General features: G+C 47.1%; 18 protein-coding genes and 1 other annotated feature. Of the genes, 14 read left to right on the top strand and 4 right to left on the bottom strand.

What is annotated here, in order from left to right:
* The first annotated feature begins 45 nt into the window (after positions 1–45).
* Complete coding sequence (gene clpB / locus ABR335_RS12660) at positions 46–2,628, top strand: ATP-dependent chaperone ClpB (protein WP_350346194.1); 2,583 nt, start codon at positions 46–48, stop codon at positions 2,626–2,628.
* A gap of 65 nt (positions 2,629–2,693) precedes the next feature.
* Here the strand turns inward: clpB and ABR335_RS12655 are convergent, their stop codons facing one another.
* Entirely contained in the window at positions 2,694–2,876 is a 183-nt protein-coding gene (locus tag ABR335_RS12655; RefSeq protein ID WP_017550190.1) for a YjzD family protein, read from the bottom strand.
* A 218-nt stretch (positions 2,877–3,094) separates the two neighbouring features.
* Between ABR335_RS12655 and ABR335_RS12650 the strand changes: the two genes are divergently transcribed.
* Positions 3,095–3,853, top strand: a complete 759-nt coding sequence (locus ABR335_RS12650; protein ID WP_026683755.1) for an NADP-binding protein — start codon at positions 3,095–3,097, stop codon at positions 3,851–3,853.
* Positions 3,854–3,859: 6 nt separating this feature from the next.
* Here the strand turns inward: ABR335_RS12650 and ABR335_RS12645 are convergent, their stop codons facing one another.
* Positions 3,860–4,126, bottom strand: coding sequence for a hypothetical protein (locus tag ABR335_RS12645; protein WP_014095745.1), 267 nt, complete (start codon positions 4,124–4,126; stop codon positions 3,860–3,862).
* Positions 4,127–4,441: 315 nt separating this feature from the next.
* Here ABR335_RS12645 and ABR335_RS12640 point away from each other — a divergent pair, with 315 nt between their 5' ends.
* From ABR335_RS12640 to ABR335_RS12600, 9 genes are all read left to right on the top strand, one after another.
* On the top strand, positions 4,442–5,380 hold the full coding sequence (locus ABR335_RS12640; RefSeq protein WP_026683757.1) for a beta-ketoacyl-ACP synthase III: 939 nt from the start codon (positions 4,442–4,444) through the stop codon (positions 5,378–5,380).
* Between the two features lie 69 nt (positions 5,381–5,449).
* Entirely contained in the window at positions 5,450–6,691 is a 1,242-nt protein-coding gene (gene fabF / locus ABR335_RS12635) for a beta-ketoacyl-ACP synthase II (protein ID WP_026683758.1), read from the top strand.
* 348 nt (positions 6,692–7,039) lie between these two features.
* Positions 7,040–7,831 carry a DUF2268 domain-containing protein gene (locus ABR335_RS12630; RefSeq protein ID WP_014095742.1) on the top strand — a complete coding sequence of 264 codons (792 nt, stop codon included), beginning with the start codon at positions 7,040–7,042 and terminating at the stop codon, positions 7,829–7,831.
* Between the two features lie 151 nt (positions 7,832–7,982).
* A complete protein-coding gene (locus ABR335_RS12625) occupies positions 7,983–9,014 on the top strand; it encodes an ABC transporter ATP-binding protein (RefSeq protein ID WP_014095741.1) in 1,032 nt (343 codons plus the stop codon).
* The gene (locus ABR335_RS12620; RefSeq protein ID WP_014095740.1) at positions 9,001–9,927 is read left to right on the top strand and encodes an ABC transporter ATP-binding protein; all 927 of its coding nucleotides are present in this window, start codon (positions 9,001–9,003) and stop codon (positions 9,925–9,927) included. Before ABR335_RS12625 ends, ABR335_RS12620 begins: the two co-directional genes overlap by 14 nt.
* Before the next feature lie 16 nt (positions 9,928–9,943).
* Positions 9,944–10,912, top strand: a complete 969-nt coding sequence (gene opp4B, locus ABR335_RS12615) for an oligopeptide ABC transporter permease (protein ID WP_014095739.1) — start codon at positions 9,944–9,946, stop codon at positions 10,910–10,912.
* 14 nt (positions 10,913–10,926) lie between these two features.
* Positions 10,927–11,835, top strand: a complete 909-nt coding sequence (locus ABR335_RS12610) for an ABC transporter permease (RefSeq protein WP_061086522.1) — start codon at positions 10,927–10,929, stop codon at positions 11,833–11,835.
* An 18-nt stretch (positions 11,836–11,853) separates the two neighbouring features.
* The gene (gene opp4A / locus ABR335_RS12605) at positions 11,854–13,641 is read left to right on the top strand and encodes an oligopeptide ABC transporter substrate-binding protein (protein ID WP_350346193.1); all 1,788 of its coding nucleotides are present in this window, start codon (positions 11,854–11,856) and stop codon (positions 13,639–13,641) included.
* Positions 13,642–13,937: 296 nt separating this feature from the next.
* On the top strand, positions 13,938–14,690 hold the full coding sequence (locus tag ABR335_RS12600; RefSeq protein ID WP_014095736.1) for a YjbA family protein: 753 nt from the start codon (positions 13,938–13,940) through the stop codon (positions 14,688–14,690).
* Between the two features lie 36 nt (positions 14,691–14,726).
* Here the strand turns inward: ABR335_RS12600 and trpS are convergent, their stop codons facing one another.
* Entirely contained in the window at positions 14,727–15,719 is a 993-nt protein-coding gene (gene trpS, locus ABR335_RS12595; protein WP_014095735.1) for a tryptophan--tRNA ligase, read from the bottom strand.
* Positions 15,720–15,780: 61 nt separating this feature from the next.
* Positions 15,781–16,023, bottom strand: a binding site (T-box leader).
* A gap of 112 nt (positions 16,024–16,135) precedes the next feature.
* Positions 16,136–16,474 (bottom strand): DUF3899 domain-containing protein, encoded by a 339-nt coding sequence (locus ABR335_RS12590; RefSeq protein WP_014095733.1) that lies wholly within the window; start codon positions 16,472–16,474, stop codon positions 16,136–16,138.
* A gap of 405 nt (positions 16,475–16,879) precedes the next feature.
* On the opposite strand from ABR335_RS12590, the gene ABR335_RS12585 reads away from it, so the two are divergent.
* The 3 genes from ABR335_RS12585 (at position 16,880) to opp3C (ending at position 20,627) form a co-directional block, all read left to right on the top strand.
* Positions 16,880–18,550: a peptide ABC transporter substrate-binding protein gene (locus ABR335_RS12585; RefSeq protein WP_014095732.1), complete on the top strand. Its 1,671-nt coding sequence runs from the start codon at positions 16,880–16,882 to the stop codon at positions 18,548–18,550.
* A 128-nt stretch (positions 18,551–18,678) separates the two neighbouring features.
* Positions 18,679–19,611, top strand: a complete 933-nt coding sequence (gene opp3b / locus ABR335_RS12580) for an oligopeptide ABC transporter permease (RefSeq protein ID WP_014095731.1) — start codon at positions 18,679–18,681, stop codon at positions 19,609–19,611.
* A complete protein-coding gene (gene opp3C, locus ABR335_RS12575; RefSeq protein ID WP_014095730.1) occupies positions 19,608–20,627 on the top strand; it encodes an oligopeptide ABC transporter permease in 1,020 nt (339 codons plus the stop codon). Before opp3b ends, opp3C begins: the two co-directional genes overlap by 4 nt.
* Positions 20,628–20,642: the final 15 nt, after the last annotated feature.

Below are 20,642 nucleotides of genomic sequence, written 5' to 3'. Positions count from 1 at the left end.
GCCCGCGCCGCGTTAAACGGTACGCGCCATTCGGAGGTGGAATGGATGGATATCAACCGCATGACTTTTACGGTACAGGAAGGGTTGGCGGAAGCCCAGCAGCTGGCCGCTCAAAAACATCACCCGGAACTCGATATTGCCCATTTATGGAAAACGTTAATGGAAAAGCCGGACAGCCTGCTTCCTGAGATATATAACGGCCTTGGCTTAAGCAAGGAAGAAATTGGAAAAATTGCAGATGGGATTCTCGCGAAAAAGCCGGAAGTGACCGGGCAAAGCGCGCCGTATTTGTCTGCGGCGCTGATCGAGCTGTTCAGACTCGCGGAAGAAGAAATGCGCGCGCTCCAGGACGAGTACATTTCGGTTGAACATCTGGCCCTTGCTGTCATGGATGTCGAACACGATGACCTGTCCCGGTATTTGAAAAGCAGGATCACGAAACAGCAACTGCTTCAGGTGATCAAAAACATAAGGGGGAATCAAAAAGTGGCCTCGCAAAACCCGGAAGCAAACTACAATGTTTTAAAAAAATACGGCACTGACCTTGTTGAAGCCGTTAAAGCCGGAAAAATCGACCCTGTTATCGGCCGGGATGCGGAAATCCGGAACGTCATCCGGATTTTATCACGGAAAACGAAAAACAACCCTGTTCTGATCGGCGAACCCGGCGTTGGGAAAACGGCCATTGTCGAGGGGCTTGCCCAGCGGATCGTCAGGAAAGATGTCCCGGAAGGCTTAAAAGACAAAACGATTTTTTCGCTCGACCTCGGGGCGCTTGTTGCAGGCGCCAAGTTCAGGGGGGAATTTGAAGAACGGCTGAAGGCGGTATTGCAGGAAATTAAAAAAAGCAACGGGCAAATTTTGCTGTTTATCGATGAACTGCACACGATTGTCGGCGCCGGCAAAACAGAAGGGGCAATGGATGCCGGCAATATGCTGAAGCCGATGCTTGCCCGTGGTGAACTGCACTGTATCGGCGCGACGACCCTGAATGAATATCGGCAATATATTGAAAAAGATGCGGCCCTCGAACGCCGTTTCCAGCAAGTGCTCGTCCAGGAGCCGGATGTGGAGGATACGATTTCGATTTTAAGAGGGTTAAGGGAACGTTTTGAAATCCACCACGGCGTCCGCATCCATGACAAAGCGCTTGTCGCTGCAGCCACACTATCAAACCGTTATATTACCGACCGTTTTTTGCCGGATAAGGCGATCGATCTTGTCGATGAGGCCTGCGCAAACATCCGTGTTGAAATGGATTCCATGCCGACGGAACTTGATGAAGTGACAAGGCGCGTTATGCAGCTGGAAATTGAAGAAGCCGCTCTGCAAAAAGAAACGGATGAAGCAAGCAAAGCCCGTCTTGGCATTTTGCAAAAAGAGCTTGCTGATTTGAAAGAAGAAGCGAACCGGATGCGCGCCAAATGGCAGGCTGAAAAAGCGGAATTGCAAAAAGTACAGGAAAAACGGGAATTGCTTGAAAAATACCGGCGCGATCTTGAAGAAGCGGAAAACCGGTATGATTTGAACAAAGCGGCTGAACTCCGGCATGGCAGGATTCCGGCCGTTGAAAAAGAATTAAAACAGCTCGAACAGCAAATGGCGGAAAAAGAAGGCAGCGGCCGGATTTTGCGCGAAGAAGTCACAGAAGAAGAAATTGCAGCGATTGTCGCGCGCTGGACGGGGATCCCCGTTGCAAAACTTGTGCAAAGCGAACGCGAAAAACTGTTAAAGCTGGAAAGCATTTTACATGAACGCGTCATCGGCCAGGATGAAGCTGTCCGCCTTGTCAGCGATGCGGTTCTAAGAGCCAGAGCCGGCATGAAAGACCCGAACCGCCCGATCGGATCCTTTATTTTTCTCGGCCCTACCGGCGTTGGGAAGACAGAACTTGCCAAAGCGCTGGCACAGCATTTATTTGACGATGAAAATCATATGATCCGGATCGACATGAGTGAATATATGGAAAAATTTGCGGTCTCGCGGCTGATCGGGGCGCCGCCGGGATATGTCGGCTATGAAGAAGGTGGCCAGCTCACTGAAGCGGTGCGGCGGAAACCGTATTCCGTCATTTTGCTGGATGAAATTGAAAAAGCCCACCCGGAAGTGTTCAATATTTTGCTCCAGATGCTCGATGACGGCCGTATCACCGATTCGCAGGGACGGACGGTTGATTTTAAAAACGCGATCGTGATCATGACGTCAAATATCGGGTCGTCCTATTTGCTTGATATCAAAGGCGATGAAATCAGCGAAGAGACGAAAAATGCGGTGATGGCACAGTTGCGCGCGTCGTTCCGGCCTGAATTTTTAAACCGGATTGACGATATCATCTTATTCAAGCCGCTCACGCTGGAAAATATGATGGGCATCGTGGATAAAATGATGCACGAATTGGCTGCACGCCTCGCTGAACAATCGGTCGGGCTTCAGCTATCCGATGAGGCGAAAAAATGGATTGCGGAATCGGCCTATGATCCGGTGTACGGGGCACGGCCGCTGAAACGGTTTATCCAGCATCAAATTGAAACGAGGCTTGCAAAAGAAATCATTGCAGGAAAGGTGAAGCCGCATCAAACCGTCACGCTTGATGTGAAAGACGGCTCGCTTCAAGTGACAACCGGATAATGATGAAAAAACCGGGAGGCACTGCGAAACAGCGCCTCCCGGTTTCCGGTGAGGGGTGTTTTGATTTAATGTTCGGGACTTGTGTTTTTCGGCAATGCTGCATTAACAATAAATGCAGCAGCGGAAATGACAAGCGACATAATGGCCATCGTTTTCATGCTGTAATGCGAGTTTGACATGGCACTGCCAACGTAGCCGAGCATTTGGCTCAGTAAAAACACCCAAAAAATCGTTACGATGTATTTCATACTTTCACCCCGATTGAAAAACACTTTTTAAATCACCCTTTATCTTATCACAGCCGCAGCCATTGGAAAAGGGGAACCCGGTTGCCGCGGATGAAATTTTTCCCGAAGGCTGGAACGAAAAATGGGCACAGCGGCCTTTTGTCCGTTTTGGATCGTCCGGAAGTATCTTTACGGCGGGAAAAGCATATGCTTGAATAAAGATGAATGGAGGGCCGGCCATGAATCAAGCACTTGTCATTGGTGCCGGGGCGTTCTTCGGATTTGAGCTGTGCAAGGCACTGCTTGATGCGGGGTATCCGGTTATAGCGGCTGATCAAGAAACGGATCCCGGGTTTTTGTTGGAAGAAAGATGGATGGAAATCGGAAGAAATGCCAATTTGGATTACCAGCCTCTGAGCCGGTTGTCGCCGGAAAAATGCACATGCTGCATTCCGGTATACGATTATTATGTCCGGGATGCCCGTGAAGATTTACAAGATGCATGCCGCTTTTTAGAACCGTTTAAAGCGCAAATCGAACGTGTGGCACTCATTCTTCCAAACCATCTGGCGGTTGCGGAACAGGCAGAATGGGTTCCCGGCGTGCTTGGCGATTGCGCACGCATTACCTTTTTTGTTCCGGCACTGTTCGGCCCCGGTCAGCCCGGGAGCCTTGCTTTTTCCCAAATGATTAACGGGAATACGGAACCGGACTTGAAATATGACGACCGCGATGCCCTTTTTGCAGCAGATGCCGCAGTGGCCATTGTCTCCGAGCTTGAAAAAGGGGAAACGGGGAAAGCCTTTTATTTAAAAAGCCCTGACGGAAACGGATGGGAGCCTGTCGCCCGGTTTTTAACGCAGGATACAGGCAGCCCCACGCTTCCTTCGTGCAGGCTTGAGGCAAAAGGTGAACTGGAACCGATGATCGTCCGGCCGTCCGTTTCCTGGCAGGCCGCGATTCAACAGCAAATCGCCTGTCAACGGAAGAACAGCTAAAGAACGCTAATCTTCCTTTTCAAAATGGGAAAGCCACTTTTCAAAAACCGGCGTGATTTTCCGGAACAACGGCTTAAACTCCTCGAAAATGCCAACGACTTTGTCAGCTTGATCCAGCAACGCTTCCATATCCACATTCCGGAAAAAAGAAAGGTCAAACAAGCCGCCGTTTATTTCTTCATCTGCTTCTTCCTGTCCGGTCCCGGGCGGCTCTTGCCGCTTTTGCGGGAAAAACATCCGGTCAAAAGGGTGGATTTTTTCATGTTCTTCCATTTTTTCACTTCCTTTCCTTCTTTTTTGCCAGGATGAGGGCGGTCCGGATCTATGATCAGCATATGACAGAAAAACTGAATCGGCTTGCATCAATGGCCCGGATCTTAAAGCGGGAGGAAAACAAGCACCATGCGATCCGCGCGGCTCCGCCCTATTGGTAGCACGTTTTTTCATCCCGCCATTGTGGGCATGGCCCGTATTTTCTTCTATTCGTGACAAGCAAACAGGGCTTTGTTATAATTAGGAGCAGGTCATAATATTGTGCGATAAGGAATTATGCCGCTTTGATTATTTTAGTGAAAGAAGGAATGCAAAATGAATGCTGGCATTATCGGTGTCGGAAAATATAATCCTGAAAAGGTTTTAACAAATGCAGACTTTGAAAAAATGATGGACACGTCGGATGAATGGATCCGGACGAGAACCGGGATTGAAGAACGGCGGATTGCAGCGGATGATATGGAGACTTCCGATATGGCATATGAAGCGGCTGTAAAAGCGGTGAAACATGCAGGCATTTCCGCGGAAGAGCTCGACTTAATCCTTGTTGCGACCGTGACGCCGGATCAGCCGTTTCCGACGGTCTCCAATATTTTGCAGGACCGCCTCGGCGCAAAAAAAGCTGCCGCGATGGATATCAGTGCGGCCTGTTCCGGTTTTATGTACGGGCTTGCGACGGCCAAGCAATTTATTGAGACGAAAACGTATAAATATGTTTTAATTGTAGGTGTTGAGAAATTATCCAAGATCACGAACTGGGAAGACCGCAGTACGGCGGTGCTGTTCGGCGACGGGGCGGGCGCAGCGGTTGTCGGCCCGGTATCGGAAGGCAGGGGCATCCTTGCTTTTGAACTCGGTTCGGACGGTTCAGGCGGAAAATATTTGTATGAAGATAAAAGTGGCCATCTTGTCATGAACGGTCGTGAAGTGTTTAAATTTGCCGTCCGCCAAATGGGCGAATCGAGCGTGCGCGTGATCGAAAAGGCCGGCGTCAGGAAGGAAGACATCGATTTCTTAATTCCGCACCAGGCCAATATCCGAATCATGGAATCTGCGCGGGAAAGGCTCGGCCTGCCGGTGGAAAAAATGTCGAAAACAATCCACAAATACGGGAATACTTCGGCGGCATCCATACCGATTTCATTGGTGGATGAACTGGAAGAAGGAAAGATCAAAGAGGATGACCTCATCCTGATGGTCGGCTTCGGCGGCGGACTGACCTGGGGAGCCGTACTGATCAGATGGGGAAGATAACACGCTTAAATGCAGCATACAGATTGTAAGAAACACGGTCTTCTTATACCAGGAAAAGGAGATGGCATAATGGAAAAAAGAAGAGTGGTTGTTACGGGAATCGGGGCTGTTACGCCGGTCGGAAATGACGCGCGGACAGCCTGGGAAACTGTGCTGGACGGGAAATCCGGCATCGGCCCGCTGACAAGGCTGGATGCGGATCAGTTTCCGGCAAAAGTGGCAGCTGAAGTGAGAGACTTTAACATCGAAGAATTTATTGAACGAAGAGAAGCCCGCAAAATGGACCGTTTTACCCATTATGCGGTTGCATCTGCACTGATGGCGGTAAAAGATGCCGGACTTACGATCAACGAACAAAACGCAACTCGTGTCGGCGTCTGGATCGGTTCCGGAATCGGCGGCATGGAAACATTCGAAAACCAGTTTGAAGTATTCCAAAAGCGCGGATACCGGCGTGTGAGCCCTTTCTTTGTACCGATGATGATTCCGGATATGGCAGCAGGCCAGGTTTCGATCATTCTTGGCGCAAAAGGGATTAACTCCTGCACCGTCACGGCGTGTGCAACGGGAACAAACTCAATCGGGGACGCCTTTAAAGCGATCCAGCGCGGCGATTGCGATGCTATGATTGCAGGCGGGACGGAAGCGCCGATTACAAGAATGTCGTTCGCGGGATTTTGTGCCAATACAGCGCTGTCCACCAATCCGGATCCGGAAACGGCAAGCCGCCCGTTTGATTTAAACCGGGACGGGTTTGTCATCGGCGAAGGCGCCGGCATTTTGGTGCTTGAAGACTTAGAACATGCTTTAAAACGCGGAGCCAAAATTTATGCGGAAGTGGTTGGCTACGGGTCAACCGGGGATGCCTACCATATTACCGCGCCTGCGCCTGGCGGGGAAGGCGGCGCGCGCTCGATGCAAATGGCGCTTGATGATGCTGGCCTTGCCCCGGATGAAATCGGCTATATTAATGCCCATGGGACAAGCACGCCGTATAATGATAAATACGAGACAATGGCGATTAAAGAGGTTTTCGGCGACCATGCTTACAAACTGGCCGTCAGCTCGACAAAATCGATGACAGGCCATCTGCTCGGGGCAGCAGGCAGCGTGGAAGCCATTTTTACTGTGCTTGCGATCAAAGAAGGCATTGTTCCGCCAACCATCAATATTCAAACGCCTGATCCGGAATGCGATTTGGACTATGTTCCGGATAAAGCGCGCAAACAGGAGCTGAACGCAGCGATCAGCAATTCGCTCGGTTTCGGCGGACACAACGCAACCCTTGCTTTTAAAAAATACGAAGCCTGATCCAAAAGGGGTATCCCGGTTAAAATGGGATACCCTTTTTGCATGGAAACGAAACCAAATATTGCGAAACGTTTTTCAAGGATCACGTGCTAGAAAAGCCGAGTCGCGAAAAGGGGATGGAACATCCCATGCGGTTCCGATAACGTTTTGGCATGGGGATCAAAGGGTGCGGACAGACTCCCGTGCTGGCGGTTTCAAAAGTGTGATTTTTGCGGGCGGAAAGATGAATTTACAGGGGAAAAAACGCATTCCGGGATGTGCGGCAGTCTGCTCTGGCTTTTGAAAAATTTATTTTCTAAAATCCGGTCTTCCGCAATAAAATAAAGCAAACGGGAGGGGGAACCGGCGATGGGGATCATTCGGACGGATGTGTGGATGGAAGAAGCTTTCTCAAAACCGGAGCTGTTTTTAGAAACAATCAAACAGGGAAGGGAAGATCCGGAAGATTTTTATCGCTACTTGCAGCGTTTCGGCATGTACCGCCCTTCAAGGCAGGCAGAACAGATTTTTACTGCGTTGAAAAAAGCGGATGCCTGGGAGAAAATCGGGGAGTATCATGCAAAATACAAAAAGCTTTGGAACGGGCCAGATCCGGACATTTACATTTTTCCAGTCAGGAATGGAAACGGTTTCAACTTTGGCCGCAGCCGCGGAAAATCGGGCGTAACACTGCCGGGTGCCGTTTTTTTATTTCTTGCACCGGTTCGGGACCGGAAAGAATGGGAAGCGCTGTTTGTCCATGAATACCATCATGCGGCAAGAATGAGCAGGTTGAAAAAACCGCCGCGAGACTATACTTTGCTCGATTCCCTCGTGTTTGAAGGGCTTGCTGAACATGCCGTGCTCGAGTATGTCGGAGAAGAATATGTATCGGAAACATCAAAACGCTATTCCGAAAAACAGAAAAAACATGCGTGGCAACAGTTTTTCAAAAAAAATCTTGCAGCCGGAAAAGAAGAAAAAATTCATGATGACCTTCTTTTCGGCAGAAAATACGTCCCGCCGATGATGGGATATGCGCTCGGATACCATTTGATAGAGAAGTATAAAACGGCCCATTCTTTTTCTACAATAGCAAATCTCGGCCGCCGTTCCGAAATATTTGCAGAAGGAATGTTTACCAACCCGCCGGAATCCTGAATCCATAAAGTACCAAAAAAATACAAATATAATTTTAACTAAAAAAATGATTGCGTTTCTTTTAATTTTGTAATATTATTTAAACAATAAATTAATAAGATTTTAATCTATTTTCGTTGTTTTCTACTTTTACGAAGGGAGGTTTTGTATATTGGAAAAACCACCGCTTTTGCAAATTGAGGATTTGACTGTTTCTTTCCAAATCCAGGATACATACTATCCGGCGGTCGATCACGTCTCTTTAACCGTCAACGAAAATGAAGTGGTGGCGATTGTCGGGGAATCCGGCTGCGGAAAAAGTGCACTCGCTCTGGCAGTGATGGGGCTGCATCCGGAAGAAAAGACAAAAGTTGAAGGGCGTATTCTCTTTAAAGGGCAGGATCTCGTGCCGCTCGGGACTGGGAAACTGAATGAAATCCGCGGGGCGGAAATGGGCATTATTTTCCAGGATCCATTGACTGCGCTGAACCCGCTGATGACGGTCGGGCGGCAAATAGAAGAAAGCATGGATTACCACACCAAACTATCCGGTTCCGAAAAGAAAAAACGGACGCTTGAATTGTTAAGCCGGGTCGGGATCCCTTATCCCGAAAGAACATATAAGCAATACCCGCATGAGCTTTCCGGCGGCATGAGGCAGCGGGTGGTCATTGCCATCGCGATCGCCTGCCAGCCGTCGCTTGTCATTGCGGATGAACCGACAACCGCGCTTGATGTCACGATCCAGGCCCAAATTATGGATTTGCTGAAAGATTTGCAGCGCCAGATGAAGACGGGCATTATTCTGATTACCCATGATCTCGGCGTCGTTGCCGAAATGGCCGACAGAGTGGCCGTCATGTATGCAGGCGAAATTGTCGAAATTGCGGATGTTACAACACTCTTCAAAAATCCGTTACATCCTTATACCCGTTCTTTGCTGAATTCAATCCCGTCGGCGACGGAAGCCAAAGAAAGATTGCATGTCATCCAGGGCATTGTTCCTTCACTGAAGAACCTGCCGCGCTCGGGATGCCGCTTTAAATCAAGGATTGGCTGGATCAGCGACGCGGCGCACGAAGAAAATCCGGTTCTTCGCGAAGTGGAAAACGGCCACTGGGTGCGCTGTACCTGTTACAAACATTTTTATTTCCCGGACGAACAGAACATGGAGACAGGGGATATGTATCATGCCACTTCTTAAGATCGAAAATCTAAAAGTCTATTATCCGGTACGGGGCGGGTTTTTCCGCCGGGTGGTCGATCATGTAAAAGCGGTCAATGATATCAGCTTCGAATTGCAGCCTGGAGAAACGTACGGGCTTGTCGGCGAATCGGGCTGCGGCAAAACGACAACGGGCAGAACGATCGTCGGGCTGAATCATGCAACAGCGGGCAAAATTGTGTTTGAAGGCACGGATTTGGCCCGGCTCAGCCGGAAGGAATTTCAACATTATCGGAAAGATATCCAAATGATCTTCCAGGATCCGTATTCTTCCCTGAATCCGAAAAAGCGCGTGGCGGATATTATCGCTGAACCGATTCGCAATTTTGAGAAACTGCCCCGCGAACAAGAGCGGGAAAAAGTCCGCGAAGTCATGGAAAAAGTCGGCCTGAGTCCGGACTCCATGTTTAAATACCCGCATGAATTTTCAGGAGGGCAGCGCCAGCGGATCGGCATTGCCCGGGCGCTGACATTGAATCCGAAACTGATCATTGCGGATGAGCCGGTCTCCGCCCTTGATGTTTCCGTCCAGGCGCAGGTGCTCAATTTTATGAAAGACATCCAAAAAGAATTCGGGCTCACCTACCTATTTATTAGCCATGACCTTGGCATTATCCGCCATATGTGCGACCGAATCGGCATCATGTACCGCGGGCGTTTTGTGGAAGAAGGGACGAGTGACGAAATTTACGAGAATCCGCAACATATCTACACAAAACGGCTGCTGTCCGCGATTCCAAATGGGGACCCGGAAAATAGAGCAGCACAAAAACAGTACCGGGAAAAAATCAACAATGAATTCCGGCAAGCTTTCAGGGATTATTTTGACGAGGAAGGGAAGCCGTACCATCTCAAGCCGGTTTCGCATACCCATTCCGTAGCACTGCCGTAAAGAGGGGGGCACAGTTATGATTAAATTTATATTGCGCAGAATTCTCATCATGATCCCTCAATTAATTATTTTGAGTATTTTGATTTTCGTGCTGGCAAAGGCCATGCCCGGCGATGCACTGACCGGCCGGCTGGCGAGCAATCCGAAAATGGATATCCACACGCTTCATGAAATGAAAGAAAAATTGGGGCTGTATGATCCGGCTTATGTACAGTACGCCCGCTGGGTGAAAAATCTCTTCAAAGGCGATCTTGGCATGTCTTATATTCACCAGCAGCCTGTAACAGAACTGCTTGCCGGGCGACTGTGGAACACGATTTTACTGTCGGCGGTGATTCTGATCCTGACATATTTGATCGCCATTCCGCTTGGGATCGTGGCCGGGCGATGGACGGATTCATGGGCGGATAAGCTGATTACCGGTTATAACTATCTCAGCTATGCAACTCCGCTGTTTATCTTTGCATTGATTATGCTGTTTGTGTTCGGTTTTGTCCTATCATGGTTTCCGACAAGCGGCAGTGTCAATATCCAGGCCCGTGACGGCACGTTTGAATATTTCATGAGCAAGGCTTACCATCTAATTTTGCCAGCCTTATCCGGATCGCTGCTTGCAACGGTGGGCACGATCCAGTATTTGCGGAATGAAATTATCGATACAAAAATCAAAGATTTCGTGAAAACGGCGCGTGCAAAAGGCGTGCCTGAATCCAAGGTGTATACGCATCATATTTTAAGAAATTCGCTTCTACCGATCGCCACCTTTTTCGGTTATGAGATTACCGGATTAATCGGCGGGTCCGTCATTTTGGAATCGATATTCGGTTATCCGGGGATCGGGCAGCTGTTTTTGCAATCGATTATGCAGCGTGATTACAGCGTGGTCACGGCACTCGTAATGATTTCCGGCGTGGCGACCTTGTTCGGCACATTATTATCAGACATTATTTTAAGCGCTGTCGATCCGCGTATCCGGATCGAGTAACGGGGGGTGAGAGGATGAAAGCAGTCATTTCAACACAACAGCCCGCAATTGCCGAAACAGAAAAAAGCCCATCCGGATTTTCAATTATCTGGCGGGAACTGATCAAAGATAAAATGGCCGTTATCTCCATGATCGTGCTGGGGCTGATTCTGATTACGGTTTACGGCATGTCATTGATTTTAAACGAAAATGAGATTGTAAAGGTTGACCTTTTATCCATTTACGCGCCGCCCTCAGCTGAACACTGGCTCGGCACCGATTACGGCGGCCGGGATATATTCGGGCAACTGATTATCGGAGCAAAAAATTCGTTTACAATCGGGCTTGCGATTACGTTGATTACCGGTGCAATCGGGCTTGCGGTCGGATTAATTGCCGGTTACTTCGGCGGAGTCATTGACAATATCATCATGAGAATCATTGACTTTATTCTTGTCCTGCCGTTTCTCATGCTCATCATTGTCCTCGTGACAATCGTACCGAAATATAATGTGTTTTCTTTTATTCTCATTATGAGTGCATTCCTTTGGGTCGGAAAAGCAAGACTGATTCGTTCCAAGACGCTTTCGGAAAGGGAACTCGACTATGTCAGTGCTTCCAAGACGCTCGGTACGCCGGACTGGAAAATTATTCTCTTCCAGGTCCTGCCGAATTTGAGCTCGATTATTATCGTGAACTTGACGATTAACTTGGCAAGCAATATTGGGATTGAATCGAGCCTGACCTATCTCGGCTTCGGGTTGCCGGAAAGCACACCGAGCCTTGGGACGTTGGTCAGTTACGCCACAAACCCGGATGTGCTCCAGCATAAATGGTGGATTTGGTTACCTGCATCGCTCCTGATTCTGGTGATGATGCTGTGTATAAATTTTATCGGCCAGGCGTTAAAACGCGCAGCCGATGCAAGACAAAGACAAGGATAAAAAAGAGGGGGCTTAGCAATGAGGAAAAGAAAATGGTCAAGCGTATTCAGTTTGCTGGTGATACTCGTATTGGTGCTGTCAGCCTGCAACAATTCACCGAGCAGCGGAAGCAAGGAAGACAAGGCAGTGAAAACGGAAGATTTAACAAGCAAGTTTCCGACTACCGTCAAAAACAACAAAAAAGCGATTGACGGCGGGATTTTGAATTACGGCATCGTTTCCGATACGCCGATTGAAGGCACATTCAACCTTGCTTTCTACGAAGGGCAACCGGATTTTGAAGTCATTAAATTTTTTGATGATTCGCTGTTAAAAACAGACGAAAACTATGAATTTACGAATGACGGCGCCGCCACGTACAAATTGTCCAATGACAACAAAACAATGACGATTAAAATCAAAGACAATGTCAACTGGTCTGATGGGAAGCCGGTAACCGCCGAAGACCTCGAATTTGCATACCTGGTTATCGGAAATAAAGACTATACCGGTGTGCGCTACGGCGATGCTCTGTTCCAAAATATCGTCGGCATGGATGAATACCATAAAGGAAAAGCGAAAAACATTTCTGGTGTTAAAGTAATCGATGATAAAACGATTTCCATTACCTGGAAGAGTGCCAACCCTTCCGAAAAAACAGGCGTCTGGACAACACCGCTTCCGAAACATTACTTAAAAGATGTGCCGATCGCAAAAATGGCACAGTCGGATAAAATTCGGTTACATCCTTTAGGCTTCGGTCCGTTTAAAGTTAAAAAAGTGGTTCCGGGCGAGTCTGTTGAACTTGTCAGAAACGACCATTACTGGGCAGGAAAACCGAAACTGAAAGGTGTCGTCATCAAAGTGGTCAATCCGAAAGTGGTGTTACAAGCCTTGAAAAAAGGCGAAATTGACTATGCTGCTTTCCCGGTAGACCAATACGAGGCTGCTAAAGGTGTAAAAAACTTCCAGCTGCTCGGCACGATCGATTTGGCTTACAGCTATATCGGATTTAAACTCGGCCACTGGGATGCAAAGAAACAGGAAAACGTCATGGATAACCCGAAATTCCAAAATAAAAAACTGCGCCAGGCGATGGCGTATGCGCTCGATAACAAGTCAGTCGGCGAAAAAATCTACCACGGTTTGCGTTTCCCGGCGACGACTTTAATTCCGCCATCTTTCCCGGAATGGCATGACAAGTCCGCAAAAGGGTACACGTATGATCCGAAAAAAGCAAAGAAACTGCTTGATGAAGCCGGTTATAAAGATGTCGACAAAGACGGGTACCGTGAAGATCCAAACGGCAAAAAATTCGTCATTAATTTCCTTTCCATGAGCGGCGGGGATACGGCCGAGCCGCTGGCAAAATTCTATATGCAGTGCTGGAAAGATGTCGGCTTAAATGTCAAACTTGTTAACGGTCGTCTTGCTGAGTTTAACTCCTTCTATGATATGGTGCAAAAGGATGACCCGAAAGTGGATATCTATGCAGGTGCCTGGGGAACAGGTAGCGATGTGGACCCGTACGGCTTGTACGGTCGGAACGTTATGTTTAACTACACCCGCTTTGTCAGCAAGAAAAATGATGAACTGTTGGAAAAAGGGCATTCTCCGCAAGCCTTTGACACAGCATACCGCAAAAAGGTTTACAATGAATGGCAGAAGTATATGAATGAGGAAGCGGCAGTCATTCCGACCGTTTACCGTTATCAATTGTATGCGGTGAACAACCGCGTGAAAAACTTGGCTGTATATCCGGATGAAACACAAACGGATTGGAGCAAGGTGAGTGTCACATCCGAAAAAGCGGACACCCAAGAATAATCCATAAAGGCCCTGTCTTTGGCAGGGCCTTTTTCCTTTCCGGCTTGCCGGGATCGGGAGAGCAGAGCGTCTTTTTAAAGCAGAGCCTTTATCCTTTCCGACTTACCGGGGGAGGGAAAACGAAGCGTCTTTTAAAGCAGGCCTTCTTCCTTTTCGACGCGGTGGGATTGGGGTTCTTCTTTTTACAAGCGAAGTGCAATCTTTATTTTCTACACAGCGGAATCCGGAAAAGAAGGAATAATTTAACTGCCCCCTGCCTATACTGAATGACAAACAGAGTATACGGGGGGTTATCCATGCTGTATCTTCACGATATATGGGTCAACTGGTTCGAGGGGGAGGAAAACAGTTATAATGTCTGCCCATTCCATGAGTGGCGGAGGGACGATGTGATTGAACTGCTGGACCAGGTGCCGCTTTTATTTGTGGACACGCTTTTATACGAGTACATTGAAAACGATTTGGCTGAACTGCCGCAAACTTTGCTGAATGATGTTTTCCAGAAGGCGGTTTTGCGCAAAAACCATGAACGAATCCAGCTGGAATATTGTTTTGTCGTGACGGATGGAAAAGGGATTTTGGCGGTGGATACGATCGGCTATACGCTACCGATCCGCAAAAGCCGGCTGATTCCGAGGCAGGAACAGCTTGTCTATGAAATGATCGAAGGGCATGAACCGGTGTCCTATCCGTTTGAAAACCGCAGCAATCCGAAAGAACATCATATTTTATCCCCGTCGCCGGAGTGCATGCAGGGGCTGACAAGAAGGGAACGACAATTAAAGCAGCTGTTATTTATGGCGCTCGACCAGCTCTATTCCTCGAAAAATACGGCGGAAGTGCGGTACTGGTATACAGAGTGGTGCCCGGAGCAGTATGAACACATCCAGTTTATGCCTTTTGAAGATGCGTGGGAGCGGCTTTATGCAGAAACAAAAACAGGCTGGTCCAAAAAGCATGAACAGTTGTGCGAAAATATGATCAAAGGGCAGCCTTTTTTTGAAAAACTATGGGAACTGGAACACAATGAAAAAAGCGAACTGATGTAAAAACGAGTTGCGAAACCTCCGCAACTCGTTTTTTTCTTAATGGCGTTTTTTTCTGCCCAATCCCATCGCATTTTCCATTTTTCTCAGCATATTTCCGGCTACAATACTGGCTTTTTCCGCGCCTTCATCTAAAATCCGGTCCAGTTCCTCCGATTCAATCAGTTTATAATACCGTTTTTGGATCGGGGCCAGCCCTTCATTCACTACATCAACGAGATCCGCTTTAAACGCGCCATAGCCGACGCCGTCATATTTCCGTTCCAGCTCTTCAATGGTCAAGCTGCTGAAGTTGGAATAGATGTCGAGCAAATTGGAAATGCCCGGTTTCCGCTCTTTGTCGTATTTGACCACGCCTTCTGAGTCTGTAACCGCGCTTTTAATCTTTTTGTCGACCAGTTTCGGGTCATCAAGCAGCGAGATAAATGCTTTTTTATTCGGATCGGATTTGCTCATTTTTTTCATCGGGTCCTGCAGCGACATAATCCTTGCTCCGGAATTGGAAAGCTTAATATCCGGCAGCGTAAAAATTTCGAGGTAACGTTTATTGAACCTTTCCGCCAAATCCCTTGTCAGCTCGAGATGCTGTTTCTGGTCCTCACCGACCGGCACAAGATCCGTGCTATACAGTAGAATATCAGCGGCCATGAGCGGCGGATATGTGAGAAGCCCGGCCGATACGCTTTCTTTCCCTGCAGATTTGTCTTTAAACTGCGTCATCCTTTCCAACTCGCCGACATAGGCAACGCATTGCAGCATCCATGCGGCCTGGGCGTGCGCCGGCACTTCCGACTGGATAAAGAGCGTCGCTTTGTTCGGGTCAATGCCGACTGCCAGATAAAAAGCGGCAAGGCTCCTGATGTTTTTGCGGAGTTCAAGGCGGTCTTGCGGGACGGTAATGGCGTGCTCGTCAGCAATGCAAAAATAGCAATTAAAGCTGTTCTGCAATTCCACAAACTGCTTCATTGACCCAAGATAGTTCCCGATGTGGATCGTTCCACTCGGCTGAATAGCTGAAAAAATCGTCCTCATTTTTTCTTCCTCCTAAAGCATGGATATTTTTCCAGAAAAATAAAAAACCCATTCAACCAAAATTAGGGACGAATGGGATAAATCCGCGGTGCCACCCTAAGTGCCCGGCAATACGGGCCGCTTAGTTCCAATGCCAATTGGAGCCTGGTTAACGCAAGGCGTACGCCGGAAACTAATGAGGCGGCCGCCCGTTCATCTCCGGAGCTCGAAAGCCCATTCCACCTGCAGGCATGTTTGTTTCCACCAGCCACAAACTCTCTGAAAAGCCATAAACAGATGTACTCTTCTTTTTCATCGCTTCTATATACCAGTATCATTATAATGAAAAGATGGAAAAATGTCAAAAACCGCTGTCCGCCAAGGCCCATTTTATGTAGGATTCCGTCTTTGCCTGATCGTTTTAAACGGCCAGCATTTTATGACGAACTTTGCAGAAAAAGGGCGATGGCCATCAGCACCATCATGGACACCCCGGTAAGAAAAGGCATGGAAACACGCAAGGTAACCAGCTTCGACAGCGGGCGGACGTCCTCCTCGTTAAATTTAGAAGACATTCTTTGAAAACCGTAAACAAACGCGTCAAAAAAACCGGTCCGCGCCATGAAAACCGATGCGGCAAAAAGAATCAACAGTGCCCCGATCGTAAATGAAGTATTAATATAGCTAAGCAAATCGATCCGCTTATACACCAAAAAAGAAAAAAACAAAACAAGCAACTGGGAGGCCAGCAACCAGCAGACAAGCTTTTTGAACATACGCTCACCTACAAAATGATTTTCATTCATTATACAGGAACAAAAGAAAAGATGAAATAGCGGAAAATCTAAACCTAAATTAAAGTTAAATTAAATTTATTAAAATTAATGAAAAAATTATAAATACAACGGAACGCGGAAGTTAAGCGTTTGTTAACGCTTTCAAACAAAAAACATTGTTAAAAAACCTACCAAAGTTTATTTATTTTAATAGTTTTATTTATAATTTTTTTAACCATTTGTAAGGGGTTACAATATTGAGATGACAATATCTTTTTGGTTTATTACTCCTTTTACGTAATTAAAAAAGATTAAAAAAACATGTACAAGAAAGTGAAATGTTAGTATAATTAAATTCGAAAAGTCACTAGCTTTTCAGAAAAATAAAAAAAGGGTGGTTAGCTGATGAAGAAGTCAAAATTTTATGTGTTTATGACGCTGGCTTTTGCCCTGTCGCTCGTCCTCGGCGCATGCGGCGGCGGAAGCAAAAACAGCAGCTCAGGTTCAAGCAGCGGTTCATCCAAAACCAAGCAAGTGCTGAATATGGATGAAACGGCTGAACTTCCGACAGGGGATCCGACACTTGCAACGGATGCGGCAAGCTTTACCGTTTTCGGTAATACAATGGAAGGCCTTTATGTCGTTGGGAAAAATGATGAGCTGAAACTCGGGATTGCGAAAGAAGAACCGACAGTCAGCAAAGACGGCAAAACGTATACATTTAAGCTCCGTAAAGACGCAAAATGGTCAAACGGTGATCCGGTTACAGCAAAAGACTTTGTTTACTCTTGGCAAAGGGCTGTGAATCCGAAGACAGGGTCGCAATATGCTTATATGTTCTTTGGTGTCGTTAAAAACGCTTCGGATATCAATGCTGGCAAAAAAGATCTAAGCACTTTAGGGGTAAAAGCGATTGACGATCATACATTGCAAGTCCAGCTTGAAAAACCGGTTCCTTACTTAAAATCATTGCTGGCTTTCGGCACATATTTGCCGCTCAACCAAAAATTTGTTGAGTCAAAAGGCAGCAAATTCGGGACAAACAGCGACAATATGCTGTTCAACGGCCCGTTCGTATTAAAAGACTGGAACGGCACAGGCTTGACATGGAAATACGTGAAAAACCCGAATTACTATGACAAGAAACATGTGAAACTGAGCCAAATCAATGTTCAGGTTGTAAAATCGCCAAGCACAGGCGTCAACTTGTACAATACGGGCAAAATCGACCGGACTGTTTTGAGCGCCGAATATGCGAAACAATATAAAAATAACAAAGAAGCTGTGACAAATCCGGAGTCAAGCGTTTTCTACTTCAAATACAATGAAGTTAGAAACGGAAAGAAAACCGCTTTAGCAAACAAAAACATCCGGATGGCACTGGCGATGGCTTATGATAAAAAATCGTATGTCGACACGGTCTTGTCTAACGGTTCGATTCCGGCAAACGGGCTCGTGCCGAAAGACTTTACAAAAGATCCGAAAAACGGCAAAGATTTCCGTACGGAATCGGGTTCTTACCTCCAGTATAACCCGACAGAAGCAAAAAAATATTGGGAAAAAGGGTTGAAAGAACTCGGCAAGAAGAACTTAACGCTTGAAATTCTCGGTGATGATACAGATAACGCAAAAACAACAGGCGAATTCTTCCAAAACCAATTGGAAAAGAATCTTCCTGGGTTAACGATCAAACTGAAAAACGTACCATTCAAAAACCGTTTGCAATTGGATACAAACCAAGATTATGACATCCAGGTTGCCGGTTGGAGTCCTGACTACAAAGACCCGATGACCTTCCTCGACTTGTTTGTAACAAACGGCGATAACAACAAATCCGGCTATTCGAATAAAGAATACGATAAGCTGATTGATGAAGCGAAGAACAAATACGGCAATGATCCGGAAAAACGTTGGCAAATCATGCTGCAAGCTGAAAAAATCCTGATGGACGATGCGGCGATCGGCCCGATTTATCAACGTGCTACATTACGCCTTGTTAAACCGTATGTAAAAGGGATCGAGTACCATACATTCGGGCCGGATTACACGTTTAAAGATGCATATGTGCAAAAGTAAGAAAACTGCATGACCTCAATTAAAAAGGTAAAAGAGAGTATTTTCTTTCCGAAATACTCTCTTTTCACCGTTAAGAGGATTTTTATGTGAAAAATTTAAACATTCCTTTTCTTTGGGAGGTGTCACGTGTGACGAAGTACATTGTGCAAAGGATTATTTATTTGTGCATTACCTTATTAATTATTGCTTCTTTTACGTTTTTCCTGATGAAATTTTTGCCGGGGACCCCGTTCCGGAACCAGCAAAAATTATCACCGGAACAGGTTCATATCCTGAACCAGAAATACGGGCTGAATGAATCTTTGCCTGTCCAGTATAAAAATTATATGGTGAATTTGCTGAAAGGGGATCTCGGCGTTTCTTTCCAGTTTGACAACCAGCCGGTTACGCAGCTGATTGTGGAAAGGATGGGTCCGTCCTTGCAGTTGGGGCTTCAGGCCATGATTGTCGGCACGTTAATTGGCATATTACTAGGCGTACTGGCGGCAATGTTTCAAAACACATGGATTGACTACGGAAGCACATTTCTTTCGGTCCTCGGTATATCCATTCCCTCGTTTGTATTTGCCGCAGTCCTGCAATATGCGATAGGCGCGAAACTGCAATGGCTGCCGGTTGCAGCTTGGGATGGGTTCGCCTCTTCCATATTGCCCACGATTGCGCTCGCTATTTTTCCGGTTGCAACAGCTGCACGGTTTATGAGAACGGAGCTGATTGAAGTGTTCGGTTCCGATTACATTACGCTGGCGAGAGCAAAAGGGAATTCTTACGGGCAAATCGCCTTTAAGCACGCGATCCGGAACGCGCTGATTCCGCTTATTACGGTGCTTGGGCCGCTTGCCGTTAACTTGATGACCGGATCGATGGTTGTGGAACAAATTTTTGCTGTTCCCGGGATTGGCGAACAATTTGTTAAATCCATTCAAATGAATGATTACCCGATTATTATGGGGACAACCCTCTTTTTCTCATTCCTGTTAGTTTTGATTACATTAGTTGTCGACATTTTATACGGTGTCATTGACCCGAGAATTCGATTGGCCGGGGGGAATAAATCATGAACAACAACGTAGAGACATTGCCGAAAGAATTATTTGAACCCGCAGCCCCGGATCGCGAACAAAGTGAGTTGATCGCCAAACCGCAACTGTCCTTTATGCAGGATGCATGGATGCGGATCCGCAAAAACAAAGGCGCGGTTGCCAGTCTGTTTGTGATTGTGATTTTAATTTTGATGGCGATTATTGGGCCGCATCTTTCCAAATCGGGTCCGTACGCACAAGATACTTCCAGGGCGAATTTGCCGCCAAGAATTCCTGTGATTGAAAAGCTCGGCATTTTTGATGGGTCCCAGACGGTTGGCGGGCAAAAAGTGAACATGTATGAACAAAACCATATTCATACGTATTACTGGTTCGGCACGGATGCCCTCGGCCGCGACTTGTTTGCAAGGGCATGGCAAGGAACGAGAATTTCCTTATATATTGCCTTCCTTGCGGCGTTGATCGATATGCTCATCGGCGTTTCTTACGGCCTCATATCCGGATACAAAGGCGGGCAGGTCGATAACGTGATGCAGCGGATTATTGAAATTTTGTCCGGTATTCCGAACTTGATTGTCGTGATTTTAATGCTTTTGATCTTTAAACCGGGAATCTTTTCGATCACGATTGCGATGGTAATCACCGGCTGGCTGAATATGGCACGGGTTGTTCGCGGCCAGGTGTTAAAGCTGAAAAATATGGAGTATGTATTGGCGGCAAAAACACTTGGCGCTTCGAACATGCGGATTTTATTTAAACATCTGCTCCCGAATTTGACCGGGGTGATTATTATCAATACCATGTTCACCATTCCAAGTGCAATTTTCTTCGAAGCCTTTTTAAGTTTCATCGGGATCGGGCTCCAGTCCCCGGCTGCATCGCTCGGGACATTGATTGAAGACGGTTATAAGACATTCCAGTTCCTGCCGTATTTGATGGCAGTGCCGGGCACGATTATTTGTTTGCTGCTTGTCGCCTTCAACCTGCTGGCAGACGGTTTGCGTGATGCATTTGACCCGAAAATGCGCGATTAAGAAATGAGGTGAAGC

This window comes from Heyndrickxia faecalis, from assembly GCF_040267745.1.
GTDB lineage: Bacteria > Bacillota > Bacilli > Bacillales > Bacillaceae_C > Weizmannia > Weizmannia faecalis.
Note: the sequence above shows the minus strand (reverse complement) of the source record. Positions and strands in the feature narration are given on the sequence as shown.